The organism is Geodermatophilus obscurus, assembly GCF_900143215.1.
Classification (GTDB): Bacteria; Actinomycetota; Actinomycetes; order Mycobacteriales; family Geodermatophilaceae; genus Geodermatophilus; species Geodermatophilus obscurus_A.
This window is the reverse complement of the sequence record NZ_FRDM01000015.1, coordinates 57342-73051: the sequence shown is the minus strand read 5'-3', so window position 1 is coordinate 73051 and position 15710 is coordinate 57342. Positions and strand designations below refer to the sequence as shown.

Below are 15710 nucleotides of genomic sequence, written 5' to 3'. Positions count from 1 at the left end.
CTGACGTGACCGCGGAGACCCGGTCGGCCGACCCGGCGCTCGTCCAGCGTCGGACCCTCGGCGTGCTCAGTGGGGCAGTCGCCCTGAGCGGGCTCGGCATCACGGTCGGCATCACCGTCGGTGGCCTCCTCGCCCGCGACGTGGCCGGCACCGAGACCGCGGCCGGTCTCGGCCAGACGGCCGGCGTGCTCGGGGCCGCGGTCCTCGCCGTGCCGCTGGCCCGCGTCAGCGACCGCGCCGGCCGGCGGGCCGGGCTGGCCGCCGGGTACGCGGTCGCCGTCCTGGGTGCCCTGCTGACCGTCGTCGCCGCGGTCGCCTCGTCGCTGCCGCTGCTCCTCGTCGGCCTGTTCGCCTTCGGCGCCGCCACCGCGTGCGGGCTGCAGGCGCGCTACGCCGCGGCCGACCTCGCCGTACCCGAGCAGCGCGGGCGGGCGCTGTCCCTGGTGGTGTGGGCGACCACGGTCGGCTCGGTGCTCGGCCCCAACCTCGCCGGCCCCGGTGAGGCGCTCGGTGACGTCCTGGGACTGCCCCCCCTCACCGGGGCCTTCGCCATCTCCGTCGCCGTCTTCGCGGTCGTCGCCCTGGGCCTGCTCGCCCTGCTGCGGCCCGACCCGCTGCTGCTGGCCCGCCGGCTGCGGGGCGCTGGGGCGGACGTCGGCCGGCCACGACGGGCCACCACGCACGCCGTCCGCGCCGTGTGGGCCGACCCCCGCGGCCGGCTCGGGATCACCGCGGTGGTGGTCTCCCACGCGGTGATGGTCGGTGTGATGGTCATGGCGCCGGTGCACATGGGCCACGCCGGCGGGACGACGTTGCGCGTCATCGGCCTGGTCATCAGCGTGCACGTCGCCGGCATGTACCTGTTCTCCCCGCTGGTCGGACTGCTGGCCGACCGGGCCGGCCGCCGGACCACGGTCGCTGCCGCCGCGGCCCTGCTGCTGGCCGCGGCTGCGCTCGCCGGGACGGCGGCACCCGACGCGGCGCTGCAGCTGGGCGCGGGGCTGCTGCTGCTCGGGTTGGGCTGGTCCTGCGGGCTCATCGCCGGCTCCACCCTCGTCACCGAGTCGGTCACCGACGAGCAGCGGCCGGCCGCCCAGGGCGGCACCGACCTGCTCATGGGACTGGGTGCCGCGGTCGCCGGTGTCGCCGGGGGCCCGTTGCTCGCCCTGGGCGGCTACGGGCTGGTGGCGACGGTCTCGGCCGCGCTCGTGGTCCCGCTGCTCGTGGTGTGGGCGCGGACCGCGGGAGCCGTGGTGGCTCAGCGCCCCCGGTAGTTGCGCCAGAGCAGGACCAGCGAGGCCAGGAGCGCCAGGGCGATGCCGATCTCGAGGAGGAGGTCCAGGCTGGCCGAGCCGGTGCCGATCACGCAGCCAGCGTAGGAGCCCGGGGAGCGGAGCGGACCCGGCCGCGTGCGCGCTAGCGTCGGGGTCGTGCGACTGCAGGATTTCTGGTCCCGGCTCCGCGAGCAGTTCGGCCCCATGCGCGCGGAGAGCGTGGCCCGCGACCACGTGTTCAGCTCGCTGGGCGGGCGCAGCGCCGTCGAGGCCATCGATGCCGGACTGCCGGTGCGGCGCGTGTGGCTGGCGATCTGCGAGGAGTTCGACGTGCCGCGCAAGGAGCGCTGAGTCGCGGGAACGGCGTGTCACGCTGACAGTCGAACACACGTTCGGTCTAGATTGGTGCCGCAGTCCACAGGCCGGGCGTTCCTCCACAGGTCGACCGGATCCCCCGGAAGTGTCAGCCCCCCGCTCTAGCGTCGACACCGACCCGCTCGAAGACACACGGCATCGCGACTTCTCGAAGGTGAGCACCATGGCAACGCTCGACCGTGACAAGGCCCTCGACATGGCCCTCGCCCAGATCGACAAGCAGTTCGGCAAGGGTTCGGTGATGCGGCTGGGGGACAGCCCCGAGGTCGCGATGAAGGTCATCCCGACCGGCTCCATCGCCCTCGACATCGCCCTCGGCATCGGTGGCCTGCCGCGCGGCCGCGTCATCGAGGTGTACGGCCCCGAGGCCTCCGGCAAGACGACGGTCGCCCTGCACGCGGTGGCCAACGCGCAGGCCGCCGGCGGTATCGCGGCGTTCATCGACGCCGAGCACGCGCTCGACCCCGAGTACGCCCGGGCCATCGGCGTCGACACCGACGCGCTCCTGGTCAGCCAGCCCGACACCGGTGAGCAGGCGCTGGAGATCGCCGACATGCTCATCCGCTCCGGCGCGCTCGACGTCATCGTCATCGACTCGGTCGCCGCGCTCGTGCCGCGCGCCGAGATCGAGGGCGAGATGGGCGACAGCCACGTCGGTCTGCAGGCCCGGCTGATGAGCCAGGCGCTCCGCAAGATCACCGGTGCGCTGAACAACTCCGGCACCACCGCGATCTTCATCAACCAGCTGCGCGAGAAGGTCGGCGTCGTGTACGGCTCGCCGGAGGTCACCACCGGTGGCCGCGCGCTGAAGTTCTACTCGTCGGTCCGGCTCGACGTCCGCCGCATCGAGACCCTCAAGCAGGGCACCGAGGCGGTCGGCAGCCGGGTCCGCGTGAAGGTCGTCAAGAACAAGGTCGCCGCGCCGTTCAAGCAGGCCGAGCTCGACCTGCTGTGGGGTCAGGGCTTCAGCCGTGAGGGCGGCCTGATCGACGCCGGAGTCGAGCAGGGCTTCATCCGCAAGTCCGGTGCCTGGTACACGTACGAGGGCGACCAGCTCGGCCAGGGCAAGGAGAACGTCCGCACCTTCCTGCGCGACAACCCCGACCTCGCCGACGAGATCGAGAAGAAGGTCAAGGAGAAGCTCGGCATCGGCGCGAAGCTGGATGAGCCGGTCGCGGCCGACCAGCCCGACTTCTGACGGTGGGCGGCTGGCCCGAGGCCCGGGAGCGCTCGGCTCCCGGACGACGACGCGGGCGGCGCTCCGGTTCGTCCCCTGACCCGGGCGATCCGGACGCCGCCCTGCCGGCCGGCGACCCGCACTCCGAGGACGACCCGGGCGACCCCGAGCAGATCGCCCGGTCGATCTGCCTGCGGGCGCTGACCGGCGCCCCCAAGACCCGTCAGCAGCTGGACGACCTGCTCGCCAAGCGCGGCATCCCCGACAACGTCGCCGAGCTGGTCCTGGACCGGTTCGGCGAGGTGGGGCTCATCGACGACGCAGCCTTCGCCCGGGCCTGGGTGACCTCGCGCCAGGCCGGGCGAGGCCTGGCGCGGCGCGCACTCAAGGCCGAGCTACGTGCCAAGGGCGTCGACGGCGAGGTCGCCGAGGAGGCGGTCGCCCTCGTCGACGACCAGGACGAGTGGGATGCGGCCCGTCGCCTGGTGCAGCGTCGGATGCCCGGGATGCGGCGGGTCGACCGGGTCACCGCCGAGCGCCGGCTGGTGGGCATGCTGGCTCGCAAGGGCTACGGCTCCGGGCTGGCCGCCTGGGTGGTCCGCGAGGCACTCGATGAGGACCGGTCCGGTCACGCGGAGGAAGCCGAGCCGGGCTCGCACCACGGGCAGGGCCTGGACGCCTGGCTACCGTGACCTGCCGGCCGCCTCCACGTCGGGGCCGACGACGCGGTGCGGATGGCCCGTGGTCCAGCCCTCACCCGGGGTGTCCTGAGCTCGCGAAGGGCTCGGGGCGAGGGTCCACCGACGAGGGGCGGGGGCGGAGCGCCCCCCTCAAGAGCACCGCCGGTCCCGTCCCGGACCCCGCCCTGAGCCTGCGAAGGGTGGGCAGGACGGGGTCCTTGCTACGAGGGGTGGGAACGTGCAGCGGGGCCGCTCTCAGGTCGGGTCCGGGTCCCTGCTGCCCTGCCGCTGCCCTCCGCTGAGGCCGATCTCGCTGACGCCGGCGTAGGGCTCGTGCCGCTTGCCGACGTGCTTCTCCTGCTCCAGCCGCTCGATGAGGTGCGGGTAGTGCGCCTCGAACGCCGGCCGCTCGGAGCGGATCTTCGGGATCTCGGTGAAGTTGTGCCGCGGCGGCGGGGACGACGTGGCCCACTCCAGCGAGTTGCCGTGGCCCCAGGGGTCGTCCCGCAGCGCCAGTGGCCCGTGGCGCCACGACCGGATCACGTTGAAGAGGAACGGGATGATGGAGGCACCCAGGATGAACGAGAAGATCGTCGACACAGTGTTCAGCGTGGTGAAGCCGTCGGTCGGTAGATAGTTGACGTAACGGCGGGGGAAGCCCTCGCCGCCGAGCCAGTGCTGCACCAGGAACGTGCCGTGGAAGCCGATGAGCGTCATCCAGAACTGGAGCTTCCCGAGACGCTCGTCGAGCATCCGGCCGCACATCTTGGGGAACCAGAAGGCGATGCCGGCGTTGGCGGCGAACACGACGGTCCCGAAGACCACGTAGTGGAAGTGCGCGACGACGAAGTAGCTGTCGTTGACCTGCCAGTCCAGCGGCGGGCTGGCCAGCAGCACGCCGGTCAGCCCACCGAGCAGGAAGGTGACCATGAAGCCGATCGACCACAGCATCGGCGTCTCGAAGGTCAGCTGCCCGCGCCACATGGTGCCGATCCAGTTGAAGAACTTGATGCCGGTCGGCACGGCGATCAGGTAGGTCAGGAACGCGAAGAACGGCAGCAGCACCGCACCGGTGGCGTACATGTGGTGCGCCCACACCGTCACCGACAGGGCGCCGATGGCGATGGTCGCGAACACCATGCCCTTGTAGCCGAACAGCGGCTTGCGGCTGAACACCGGGATGATCTCGGTGACGATGCCGAAGAACGGCAGCGCGATGATGTAGACCTCGGGGTGCCCGAAGAACCAGAAGAGGTGCTGCCACAGCATCGGCCCCCCGTTCTCCTCCGAGTACACCAGCGCGCCGATCTGCCGGTCCGCCAGCAGGGCGAACAGCGCGGCGGTGAGGATCGGGAAGGCGAAGAGCACCAGCAGGCTGGTGACCAGCGTGTTCCAGCAGAAGATCGGCATCCGGAACAGCGTCATCCCCGGCGCCCGCAGGCAGACGATCGTGGTGGTGAAGTTGACCGCGCCGAGGATGGTGCCCAGGCCGGACACCGCCAGGCCGGCGATCCACAGGTCGGGGCCGGCCCCGGGGCTGTGCGCCACGTCGGACAGCGGCGTGTAGGCGTACCAGCCGAAGTCGGCGGCCCCGCCCGGGGTGAAGAAGCCGGACACCGCGAGGGTGGAGCCGAAGAGGAACAGCCAGTAGGAGAAGGAGTTCAGCCGCGGGAAGGCGACGTCGGGGGCGCCGATCTGCAGCGGCATGATCAGGTTGCCGAAGGCGAAGAACAGCGGCGTCGCGAAGAACAGCAACATGATCGTGCCGTGCATGGTGAACAGCTGGTTGTACTGCTCCGGCGACAGGAACTGCAGCCCCGGCCGGGCCAGCTCCCCGCGGATGAGCATCGCCATCAGCCCGCCGATGATGAACCACACGAACGACGTGACCAGGTACATCAGGCCGATGGTCTTGTGGTCGGTGGTCCGCAGCAGGTTCGACAGCCGCGAGCCCTTTGCCGGCGCCGGAGCGGTGCTCGAGCGCGTGACGATGGGTTGCGGGGCCAGAGCGGTCATGCGGGACTCCCAGGGGCGACCGCGCTCCTCCGGCTCGGAGCTGTTGCTCCCATGGTGACCCACCGACGCAGGTCAGGGAAGCCGGAACGCCCCTGGGCCGGTCATCCTGCGCCGGGAGCGGGTTCCTCCGCGGAGTGGTCGGTCGCCGACCAGGCAGTCACGTCGACGGCGACGCCGTCCGGCGCCTCGTCGTCGGCCACCAGCCAGCTGCCCTCGCGACCCAGCTCCGTGGACAGCCACGCCCGGATCTGCAGGTCGAAGGACCGCTCGGGCGCCGCGGCCGCGGAGCTCACCGGCCCGAGGAAGGTCACGTCGGTCTCCTCACCCGCGGCGAAACGCAGCACCACCCGGCACCGCGAGCGCCGGTGACGGGCCGGGGGCACGACCTCCCGCACGACGGCCGTGTCGGCGCTCGCGGCGGCGGCGAGGGAGGCCGCGGAGGCACGCAGCCGGGTCACGAACTCCTGGGCGGCGTCCGGAGGAGCCGCCGGACGGCGCACCGGCGCCGGGAGCGGGGGGCACGGCGGGGCGGAGGGCGGTGTCCACGTCGCAGTTCTCGGCAGCCCGGCCGCCGGGTGGAACCGCCGCGGAACCCGGCAGCCCCACCCGGCGGCGGCGTCACCGGGCCGCTGGGATGACGCCGCCGCCACCACCCATCTGCACGTCGGCGGGCAGCTCGGTCGGCGTCGTGGCCGCCGTCTTCGCGTTGCGACGGGTGCGCCCCTCCGCATACCGCGCCAGCCACGACAGCACCAGGTTGATCGCGATGTAGATGACCGCGGCGGCGACGTAGAGCTGGAACGTGTACTGGTTGCCGAACTGCAGCGTGAAGAACTCCACCAGGCCACGCGCCCCGCGCAGGAGCTCGGGGAAGCTGATGATGAAGCCCAGCGAGGTGTCCTTGAGCAGCACGACGAGCTGGGCGATGAGCACCGGCAGCATGCGCCGGACCGCCTGCGGGAGCAGCACCAGCGTCATGACCTGCGTCTTGCGCATACCGAGGCCATAGGCGGCCTCGCGCTGGCCGCGGTCCACCGACAGGATGCCGGCGCGGAAGATCTCGGCGAGCACCGCGGCGTTGTAGAGGACCAGGCCACCCACGAGGGCCCAGAACGCGCTGAGCCGGATCCCGAACTTCGGGAGCAGGAAGTAGAGCGCGAAGATCAGGACCAGCAGCGGTACTGCGCGGAAGAACTCGATCAGCGTCGTGACGACCACGCCGACCCAGCGGTGCTCCGAGAGCCGGCCGACCGCGAGCAGGAGACCCAGCACGGTGGCCAGCACCATGCCGACGATCGCGACCTGGAGCGTGCGCAGCAGGGCCTGGCCGAGTGCCTGGGGCACCTGGCTGGCCGGGTCGAACAGGACGGCCCAGCGCTGTGGCTCCAGCTGGCCGTTGCCGGCCAGGCGGACGAGGACGAGGGCGGCGATCGCCACGACGACGAGGACGCCGACCGCCGTGCCGATGCGGATGCGCCGGCGGGCCTTCGGGCCGGGCACGTCGAAGAGGACGGGTGTCGTCATCGCAGGATCGCCACCCGGCGCTCGATCTGGTTGATCGCCAGGGCGGACGGGAGGGTGATGACCATGTAGCCCACGACCACGCCGACGAGCACGAGCGTCAGGTCACCGGCGTCGGCGTTGACCAACCGGGGCAGCAGCGAGCTCAGGTCGCTCACCGAGAAGCCTGCGGCGATGGAGGTGTTCTTCACCATCGCGATCAGCACGTTGCCCAGGGGCGGGACCACGGTCCGGAAGGCCTGGGGGAGGACGACCTCGCGGAGGGACTGCCCGAAGGTCAGCCCGAGCGCCCGCGCGGCCTCGGCCTGGCCGCCCGACACCGCGTTGACTCCTGAGCGCACCGCCTCGCAGACGAAGGCTGCGGTGTAGAGGCCGACCGACAGGACGGCCCCCGGGAAGAAGCCGATGACGAAGTCGATCTGCGGCAGTCCGAAGATGATGAAGAAGAAGACCACCGTGAGCGGCGTGTTGCGGAAGGTCTCGACGTAGAAGGTGGCCAGGCCGCGCAGCGGGGGGATGGGGCTGACGCGCATCGCGGCGAGGAGGGTGCCGAGCACCAGCGCCAGCAGGCCGGCCAGCAGCGACAGGCCGAGGGTGGTCAGGAACGCATCGAGGAACAGGTCGGAGTTCTCGCGTACGAAGTCCACGGCGCCTCCTCTCCGGGTCGGGACGGCGAGGCGCCGCCGGGCGGGAAGCCCCGCCCGGCGGCGTCAGGGGATCCGGTCGCTCAGTAGCGGTCGACCGCCGGCGGCTCGGGAGCCTCCGTGCCGGTGATGGCGCCCGCGGTGCGGTCCCACGCTGCGGCCCAGGAGCCGTCCTCGTAGGCCTGCTCGAGGGTGTCGTTGATGAAGCCGCGGAACTCGTCGTCACCCTTCGCCAGGCCGATGCCGTACGGCTCCTCGGTGAACGGGTTGCCCACCAGTTCGAACGCGCCCTGACCGCCCTGCACGAGGCCGGTGAGGATGACGTTGTCGGTGGTCACCGCGTCGACCTGGCCGTTGCGCAGAGCGTCGGCGCACTTGGAGTACACGTCGAACAGCGTCAGCTGGGCCTCCGGGTAGTTGTCCCGGATGTTCTGGGCCGGCGTCGAGCCCTCCACCGAGCAGACCCGCTTGCCGGCGAGGTCGTCGGGGCCCTCGATGGCTAGCGGGTTGCCCGTGGCGACCATGATGTCCTGGCCGGCCACGTAGTAGGGCCCGGCGAAGTCGATGAGCTGCTTGCGGGCGTCGTTGATCGTGTACGTGGCCACGACGACGTCGACGTCACCGTTCTGGATGAACGACTCCCGGTTGGCCGACACCGTCTCCTTCCACTCGATCTCCTCGGGGGCGATGCCCAGCTCACCAGCGATGATCTTGGCGACCTCGACGTCGAAGCCCTCGGGCACGCCCTGCGGGTTGGCCAGACCGAAGCCGGGCTGGTCGAACTTGGTGCCGACGGTGATCGTCCCGGCCTCGGCGAGCTCGGCCATCGTGCTCCCGGCCGGGAACTCGACGTCCTGGGCGACCTCGGGGGCGTTCTCGGTGGCCTCCTCGGCCTGCTGGCCGGCCTCGCTGGAACAGCCGGCGAGCACGAGGCCCAGGGCCCCCAGGGTGGCGGCGTAGCGGGTGATGCGCATGTGCGTTCCTCTCTACCGGGCTCAGTGGGTGAGGATCTTCGCGAGGAAGTCCTTGGCCCGGTCCGACTGCGGGTTGGTGAAGAAGGTCTCGGGGGCGGCGGACTCGACGATCCGGCCACCGTCCATGAACACGACCCGGTTGGCCGCCCGGCGGGCGAAGCCCATCTCGTGGGTGACGACGACCATCGTCATGCCGTCGCGGGCCAGCGAGATCATCACGTCGAGGACCTCGTTGATCATCTCGGGGTCCAGCGCGGAGGTCGGCTCGTCGAAGAGCATCACCTTCGGGTCCATCGCCAGGGCGCGCGCGATGGCGACCCGCTGCTGCTGACCGCCCGAGAGCTGTGCCGGGTACTTGTTCGCCTGCACGCCGACCCCGACCCGGTCCAGCAGCTCGCGGGCGCGCCGCTCGGCCTCGCCCTTGCCCTGCTTGCGCACCTTGATCGGGCCGAGGGTGACGTTCTCGAGGATCGTCTTGTGGGCGAAGAGGTTGAAGCTCTGGAACACCATGCCGACGTCGGCCCGCAGCCGGGCGAGCTCCTTGCCCTCCTCCGGCAGGCGCTGGCCGTCGATGGTGATCTCACCGGAGTCGATGGGCTCGAGCCGGTTGACCGTCCGGCACAGCGTCGACTTGCCCGACCCGGACGGGCCGATGACGACGACCACCTCGCCGCGGTCGATCGACAGGTCGATGTCCTGCAGGACGTGCAGCTCACCGAACCACTTGTCGACCCCGGACAGGCGGACGAGAGGCTCTCCGGCGGTACGGCTGGTCACCCGGGGAACCCTAGAGGCGGCGAACGACGCCATCGGTCTCCGGCGATCACGAAGGCGTAACGAAGCCCTGCCGAGTGAGGCGGGGACACCCGATCGGGTCGCCGTACCCTCGTTCCGTCATGACGACCGACCTGCAGGCTGCCGGGCGGACCTACCGGGTCCGCACCTACGGCTGCCAGATGAACGTGCACGACTCCGAGCGCCTCTCCGGGTTGCTGGAGGCCGCCGGCTACACCGCCGCCCCCGAGGGGACCGACGCCGACGTCGTCGTCCTGAACACCTGCGCGGTGCGGGAGAACGCCGACAACCGGCTCTACGGCAACCTCGGCCACCTCCGCCCGGCGAAAGACGCCAACCCCGGCATGCAGATCGCCGTCGGCGGCTGCCTGGCGCAGAAGGACCGCGGCGAGATCGTCCGGCGGGCCCCCTGGGTGGACGTCGTCTTCGGCACGCACAACGTCGGCTCGCTGCCGGCGCTGCTGCAGCGCGCGCGGCACAACGCCGAGGCGCAGGTGGAGATCGCCGAGGCCCTCGAGGTCTTCCCGTCGACGCTGCCGGCCAAGCGGGACTCCGCCTACTCCGGCTGGGTGTCCATCAGCGTCGGGTGCAACAACACCTGCACGTTCTGCATCGTCCCGGCGCTGCGCGGCAAGGAGAAGGACCGCCGGCCCGGCGAGATCCTGGCCGAGGTGCAGGCGCTGGTCGACCAGGGCGTGCTGGAGGTGACGCTGCTGGGGCAGAACGTGAACGCCTACGGCGTCGAGTTCCGGAACCGGGGCGCGTTCGCCGACCTGCTGCGCGCGACCGGGCGGATCGAGGGCCTCGAACGGGTCCGCTTCACCAGCCCGCACCCCCGCGAGTTCACCGACGACGTCATCACCGCGATGGCCGAGACGCCGGCGGTCTGCCACCAGCTGCACATGCCGCTGCAGTCCGGGTCGGACGACGTCCTCCGCCGGATGCGCCGCGGCTACCGGCAGGACCGCTACCTCGGGATCATCGACCGTGTGCGGGCCGCGATGCCCGACGCCGCGATCACGACCGACGTCATCGTCGGCTTCCCCGGCGAGACCGCCGCGGACTTCGAGCAGACTCTCGACGTGGTGCGTCAGGCCCGCTTCGCCAGCGCGTTCACCTTCCAGTACTCCAAGCGGCCCGGGACGCCGGCCGCGGAGATGGAGGGTCAGCTGCCCAAGGAGGTCGTGCAGGAGCGCTACCTGCGGCTGACCGCGCTGCAGGACGACATCAGCTGGGCGGAGAACCGGGCCCAGGTCGGCCGGACCGTCGAGCTGCTGGTCGCTGCCGGAGAGGGCAGCAAGGACGCCCGCACCGGGCGGCTGTCCGGCCGCGCCCGCGACGGGCGGCTGGTGCACTTCACGGCCGCCGACGGCGTGCGGCCTGGTGACGTCGTCGAGACCGTGGTGACCCAGGCCGCGCCGCACCACCTGGTCGCCGACGGTCCGCTGCGGTCGCACCGCCGCACCCGTGCCGGGGACGCGCACGAGGCCGGGACCCGGCCGAGCACCCCCGGCGTGTCGCTCGGGATGCCGCGGGTCGGCGTCCCGGCTCCGCTCGCCCCGGTCGGCGGCTGCGGCTGACCTCGGCCCCGTCCCGGGTCCCGCCCTGAGCCTGCGAAGGGTGGGGAGGACGGGGTCCTTACCGGCGGGACGCCGACTTCTCGGCCTCGGCCAGCCACTCCCGGCGGGTGGCCAGGTTCGCCCGGGCGTCCTCGATCCGGCGGCCGTCGCCTGCGGCCTCGGCCTTGGCGAGCTGCTCCTCGGCCTTGGTCACCGCCTGCCGCATCGAGGTGACCATCGGGTTCTCCGGGGCGACCCGCGGGCGGGAGGTGTCGACGGCGCCGCGGATGCGCTGCTCGACGGCCTGCATCCGGTCCTCCAGCTGGCGCATGGCGCCGCGCGGCACGTGGCCGATGGCGTCGTAGCGCTCCTGCAGCTTGCGCAGCACGTTCTGGGCTCCGCGCAGGTCGCCGGACGGATCGAGCTTCTCGGCCTCGGCGAGGATCTCCTCCTTGGCCTGCTGGTTGGCCAGCTGCTCCGCGTTGCGGGCCTTGTCGGACTCGGCGCGGGCGCTGAAGAAGACGTCCTGCGCCGCGCGGAACTGCTTCCACAGGTCGTCGTCGCCGTCGCGGCCGGTGCGCGGAACGGCCTTCCAGCGGTCCATCAGCGAGCGCATGGCGGCGCTCGTGGGGCCCCACTCGGTCGACGTGGAAAGCCGCTGCGCCTCGGCGATGAGCTCCTGCTTGGCCGCGCGGGCCTCGCCGCGCTGCGCGTCGAGGGCGGCGAAGTGCGCGCCCCGGCGGCGGCCGAACGCGTCACGGGCGGCGGCGAAGCGGCTCCACAGCGCCTCGTCGGTCTTGCGGTCGATGCCGCGGATGGTCTTCCACTCCTCGACGATGGCCTTGAGCCGGTCGCCGGCGGCCTTCCACGAGGTCGACTCGGCGGCGATCTGCTCGGCCTCGGCGGCCAGCGCCTCCTTGCGGGCGACCTGCGCGGCCCGCGCGGCGGCCTTCTCCGCCCGGGACTCGGCGGCCGCGGAGTCGGCGGTCTCCACCATCGCCCGGGCGCGGGTGGCCAGCCCGTCGAGATCGCCGACGGCTGTGGCGGTGGGGATGGACTCGGCCAGCGACTGCGCCTTGGCCTTGATCTCGCTGGGGTTGCCGGTGTGCGCCCGCAGCCGCGCCTCGAGCAGCGATACCTCCGTGGCGAGGTCGTCGTAGCGGCGGGCGTAGTGGGCCAGCCCTGAGGCGGGGTCGCCGGCCTGCCACGAGCCGACCGCGCGCTCGCCCTCGGCGGTGCGCACGTAGACCGTCCCGTCCTCGTCCACCCGACCCCACTGGGCGGGGTCGGACGCCGGGGCCGCGTCGACGGGCGGGTGCGGGACGGCGTGCTGGGGTGCGGGCGTCCCGGGGGCGGCGGTCTCGGCAGTGGCGGTTCCGGGCGCGGAGGCGTCGGGAGCGGTGGCCTCGGGCGCGGAGGCGTCGGGAGCGGTGCCCTGGGGAGCGGTGCCCTGGGGAGCGGTGCCCTCGGGCGCGGAGGCGTCGGGAGCGGTGCCCTCAGGGGCGGTGCCCTCGGGCGCGGAGGCGTCGGGAGCGGTGCCCTCGGGACCGTCGGTCCCGGGTGCGGGCGCCTCCGGGGCGGCCTCCGACGGGGCCTGCTCGGTGGCGGCCCCCGCGGTCGGGTCGGCGAGAGCGGCGTCGCCAGGGCCGGGCGCCGCCGCCGTCCCCGCCTCGGGGGCGACCGCCTCGGATCCGGCCGTCTCGGGCTGGGGCAGCTGCTGCGAGGGGTTTCCGGCGTTCTCCGTGCTCGACACGTGTCGGAGTCTCCCACGACGCATCCGGGAGACTGCTGCCGTGAGCTCAGCCCCGGCCGCTCGGTCCCGCGCGACCCCGTCGGCCGTCGCCTTCTGCCCCTGCCCGCCGCTGCTGGTGCCGGCCGTGGCCGGGCGGGCGGCAGCGGACACCGCGACGCTGCGGGCGGCCTGCGCGACCGCGGTCGGCGCGGTGCTGGCTGCCCGGCCGGAGCTGGTCGTGGTGGTCGGCGGAGAGCCCGGCTGCGGGCGCTTCGGGGACGGCGACGGCGGGGACCTCCGCGGTTTCGGCGTCGACCTGGAGGTGCCCTTCGCGGGACGGGCCCGGTCCGATGGGCGCCGCACGCCGCTGGCCCACACGCTCGGCGCCTGGCTGCTCGATGGGGCCGGGTACGCCGGCGCCCGCCTCGGCGTCGGCCCCGACGACCTCGCCGGCGCCCTGACCGGGCGCGCCGCTCCAGTCGCCGTCCTCGTGATGGGGGACGGCTCGGCGCGGCGCTCGCTCAAGGCGCCCGGCCACCTGGACGAGGCCGCCGAGCCCTTCGACGAGGCCGTTGCCGCCGCGCTCGCCGCCGGCGACCCCGGCGCCCTGGCCGCGCTCGACCCCGCGGAGGGCGCCCGGCTGCTCGCCGCCGGCGTGCCCGCCTGGCGGGCGGTCGGCGCCGTGCTGGCCGGCCGGGAGGTCACCGGCCGGTTGCACGCGCACGAGGCGCCCTTCGGCGTCGGTTACCTGGTGGCCGACTGGAGCGTGCGGTGAGCGGTCTGCCGCCGGTGGTCGCGCTGGTCGGCCCCACCGCGACCGGCAAGACCGCCCTCGGGGTCGCCCTGGCGCACCGGCTGGGCGGCGAGGTGGTGAACGCCGACTCGATGCAGCTGTACCGCGGCATGGACATCGGCACCGCCAAGCCCGACGTCGCCGAGCGGGACGGCGTGCCGCACCACCTGCTAGACCTCTGGCACGTGCGGGAGGCGGCGTCGGTGGCCGAGTACCGACGGCTGGCCCGCGCCGAGGTCGACCGGCTGCGCGCGGCCGGGGTGGTGCCGCTGCTGATCGGCGGCTCCGGGCTCTACGTGCGCGCCGTCCTCGACGAGCTGGACTTCCCCGGCACCGACCCGGCCGTCCGGACCCGGCTGGAGGCCGAGCTCGCCGAGGTCGGCCCGGCCGCGCTGCACGCCCGGCTGGCCGCGCGCGACGCCGCCGCCGCGGCCGCCGTCCTGCCGTCGAACGGGCGGCGGATCGTGCGGGCGCTGGAGGTCGTCGAGATCACCGGCGGGCCGTTCCGCGCGACGCTGCCCGAGCCGCGGCCGCACTACCCGGCGGTCGTCGTCGGGCTGGACCGTGAACCGGCCGAGCTCGACGAGCGGGTCGCCGTCCGGGTCGACCGGATGTGGGCCGCGGGCTTCGTCGCCGAGGTGGCGGCGCTCGCCGCTGACGGGCTGCGGGAGGGCCCCACCGCCTCGCGGGCGCTGGGGTACGCGCAGGTGCTGGCCCAGTTCGACGGCGCGCTGACGCCCGCCGAGGCCCGGGAGCGCACGGTGAGCACCACCCGCCGGTTCGTCCGCCGACAGCGCTCGTGGTTCCGCCGCGACCCGGCGACCACCTGGCTCGACGCCGCCCGGCCCGATCTGGTGGAGGCCGCCCTCGGGGTGATCACCGCTCGTACGCTGGACCGGTGAGCGCGCACCGGGTGCTGATCGGCCACGGCACGGAGAACGACTTCGTCGTCCTGCCCGACCCCGACGGCACCGGCTGGCCGGAGAGCCGGCTGGACGCGGCGATGGTCCGGCGGCTGTGCGAGCGGCGCGCCGGCCTCGGTGGGGACGGCGTGCTGCGCGTCGTCCGCAGTGTGCACGTGCCCGACGCCCGAGCCGTGCTCGGCGAGGCGCTGGGGCGGTGCGAGTGGTTCATGGACCACCGCAACGCCGACGGCTCCACGGCCGAGATGTGCGGCAACGGGATCCGGTTGTTCCTGCACGTGCTGGTCACCGAGGGGCTCGTCGAGCGGGCCGCCTGCGCCGACGGGATCTGGGTCGGCACCCGCGGCGGTCCCCGAAGGGTCGGTGCGGCGGCCGACGGCCGCTACTGGGTGGACATGGGCCCGGCCCGGCCGTTCGGCGCCGGCGACGCCCACCTCGACGGCACGTCGTTCCCCGGCCGCGCGGTGTCGATGGGCAACCCGCACCTGGCCGTCCTCACCGACGTCGACGTCGACACCCTCGATCTCACGAGGGCCCCGGCGGTCGACGCCGGGCTGTTCCCGGACGGTGTGAACGTCGAGTTCGTCAACGTCGTCGAGGCCGGCCGGCACGTGCGGTTGCGGGTGTCCGAGCGCGGGGTGGGGGAGACCCGCTCGTGCGGGACCGGCGCCTGCGCGGCGGCCTGGGCGGCGCTCGAGGCCGCCGGAGCGACCACCGGCACGGTCACCGTCGACGTCCCCGGTGGCCGGCTGGGCGTGACCGTCGACCAGCGGACGACGGTGCTGTCCGGCCCCGCGGTCGTGGTGGCGACCGGCGAGCTGACCCCCGAGTGGCTCGGTAGCTGACCCGCCGGGCGGGCCCGCTGCAGGGCCCCGCCACGAGCTGCGAGTGGTGGGGAACAGGGGGCGTTGTTCAGGTCTTCGGCGTCTCGGTGTCCTCGGGCGCCTCGGGCATCAGTGACTCGCCGGCGGTGCCCGGGCTGCCGGAGGGCCGGCCGCGGCCGCTGTCCTGGTCGGGGCCGCCGCCCAGGGGGTTGCGCGGCGGGTTGAGGCCCACGGGGTCCCGGCCCGGGTCGTCGAGTTGCTCGTCGGCCCCCGCCGCGCTGCTGCCCGTCTCGCTCATCTCGAGCCTCCTCCTGTGGTCGGTCGTGCTCCGGCCCTACCCGGTGACGACCCGGCCACGCGTGCGGGATGGTCCGCGGCGGCTGCGGTGTTGTACGGGTCGATGACACAAGCGCAGGAGACAAC

General features: G+C 73.4%; 16 protein-coding genes. 8 read left to right on the top strand and 8 right to left on the bottom strand.

The genetic code is table 11. From position 1 onward, the window contains the following. The first annotated feature begins 5 nt into the window (after positions 1-5). The 4 genes from BUB17_RS14990 to BUB17_RS14975 all read left to right on the top strand — a co-directional run bounded on the left by BUB17_RS14990 (position 6) and on the right by BUB17_RS14975 (position 3518). Positions 6-1274: an MFS transporter gene (locus BUB17_RS14990; protein ID WP_072919309.1), complete on the top strand. Its 1269-nt coding sequence runs from the start codon at positions 6-8 to the stop codon at positions 1272-1274. A 156-nt stretch (positions 1275-1430) separates the two neighbouring features. Then, on the top strand, positions 1431-1625 hold the full coding sequence (locus tag BUB17_RS14985; protein WP_041241587.1) for a DUF3046 domain-containing protein: 195 nt from the start codon (positions 1431-1433) through the stop codon (positions 1623-1625). A gap of 187 nt (positions 1626-1812) precedes the next feature. After that, the gene (gene recA / locus BUB17_RS14980; RefSeq protein WP_072919306.1) at positions 1813-2847 is read left to right on the top strand and encodes a recombinase RecA; all 1035 of its coding nucleotides are present in this window, start codon (positions 1813-1815) and stop codon (positions 2845-2847) included. Between the two features lie 2 nt (positions 2848-2849). Further along, positions 2850-3518 (top strand): regulatory protein RecX, encoded by a 669-nt coding sequence (locus BUB17_RS14975; RefSeq protein ID WP_072919304.1) that lies wholly within the window; start codon positions 2850-2852, stop codon positions 3516-3518. Between the two features lie 243 nt (positions 3519-3761). Here the strand turns inward: BUB17_RS14975 and ctaD are convergent, their stop codons facing one another. From ctaD to BUB17_RS14945, 6 genes are all read right to left on the bottom strand, one after another. Further along, the gene (gene ctaD / locus BUB17_RS14970) at positions 3762-5522 is read right to left on the bottom strand and encodes an aa3-type cytochrome oxidase subunit I (RefSeq protein WP_072919303.1); all 1761 of its coding nucleotides are present in this window, start codon (positions 5520-5522) and stop codon (positions 3762-3764) included. 101 nt (positions 5523-5623) lie between these two features. Beyond that, complete coding sequence (locus tag BUB17_RS14965; protein ID WP_072919301.1) at positions 5624-5980, bottom strand: hypothetical protein; 357 nt, start codon at positions 5978-5980, stop codon at positions 5624-5626. 160 nt (positions 5981-6140) lie between these two features. Next, on the bottom strand, positions 6141-7046 hold the full coding sequence (locus tag BUB17_RS14960) for an amino acid ABC transporter permease (protein WP_072919299.1): 906 nt from the start codon (positions 7044-7046) through the stop codon (positions 6141-6143). Beyond that, a complete protein-coding gene (locus tag BUB17_RS14955) occupies positions 7043-7690 on the bottom strand; it encodes an amino acid ABC transporter permease (protein ID WP_072919298.1) in 648 nt (215 codons plus the stop codon). The genes BUB17_RS14960 and BUB17_RS14955 overlap by 4 nt, the downstream gene beginning before the upstream one ends. Before the next feature lie 80 nt (positions 7691-7770). Continuing rightward, positions 7771-8661: a glutamate ABC transporter substrate-binding protein gene (locus BUB17_RS14950; RefSeq protein WP_072919296.1), complete on the bottom strand. Its 891-nt coding sequence runs from the start codon at positions 8659-8661 to the stop codon at positions 7771-7773. Between the two features lie 21 nt (positions 8662-8682). Continuing rightward, a complete protein-coding gene (locus BUB17_RS14945) occupies positions 8683-9438 on the bottom strand; it encodes an amino acid ABC transporter ATP-binding protein (RefSeq protein ID WP_432416393.1) in 756 nt (251 codons plus the stop codon). A 119-nt stretch (positions 9439-9557) separates the two neighbouring features. On the opposite strand from BUB17_RS14945, the gene miaB reads away from it, so the two are divergent. Continuing rightward, positions 9558-11036: a tRNA (N6-isopentenyl adenosine(37)-C2)-methylthiotransferase MiaB gene (gene miaB, locus BUB17_RS14940; protein ID WP_072919293.1), complete on the top strand. Its 1479-nt coding sequence runs from the start codon at positions 9558-9560 to the stop codon at positions 11034-11036. A 58-nt stretch (positions 11037-11094) separates the two neighbouring features. Here miaB and BUB17_RS14935 read toward each other — a convergent pair whose 3' ends face one another. Further along, positions 11095-12768, bottom strand: coding sequence for a DUF349 domain-containing protein (locus tag BUB17_RS14935; protein ID WP_072919291.1), 1674 nt, complete (start codon positions 12766-12768; stop codon positions 11095-11097). Between the two features lie 40 nt (positions 12769-12808). Between BUB17_RS14935 and BUB17_RS14930 the strand changes: the two genes are divergently transcribed. From BUB17_RS14930 to dapF, 3 genes are read left to right on the top strand one after another with little or no spacing between them, the layout of a single operon-like run. Next, entirely contained in the window at positions 12809-13522 is a 714-nt protein-coding gene (locus tag BUB17_RS14930) for a class III extradiol ring-cleavage dioxygenase family protein (RefSeq protein WP_072919290.1), read from the top strand. After that, positions 13519-14442, top strand: coding sequence for a tRNA (adenosine(37)-N6)-dimethylallyltransferase MiaA (gene miaA / locus BUB17_RS14925; RefSeq protein ID WP_072919288.1), 924 nt, complete (start codon positions 13519-13521; stop codon positions 14440-14442). Before BUB17_RS14930 ends, miaA begins: the two co-directional genes overlap by 4 nt. Further along, positions 14439-15308: a diaminopimelate epimerase gene (gene dapF / locus BUB17_RS14920; protein WP_244277230.1), complete on the top strand. Its 870-nt coding sequence runs from the start codon at positions 14439-14441 to the stop codon at positions 15306-15308. The genes miaA and dapF overlap by 4 nt, the downstream gene beginning before the upstream one ends. A 67-nt stretch (positions 15309-15375) precedes the next feature. Here the strand turns inward: dapF and BUB17_RS14915 are convergent, their stop codons facing one another. Beyond that, entirely contained in the window at positions 15376-15585 is a 210-nt protein-coding gene (locus tag BUB17_RS14915) for a hypothetical protein (RefSeq protein WP_072919287.1), read from the bottom strand. Positions 15586-15710 lie beyond the last annotated feature (125 nt).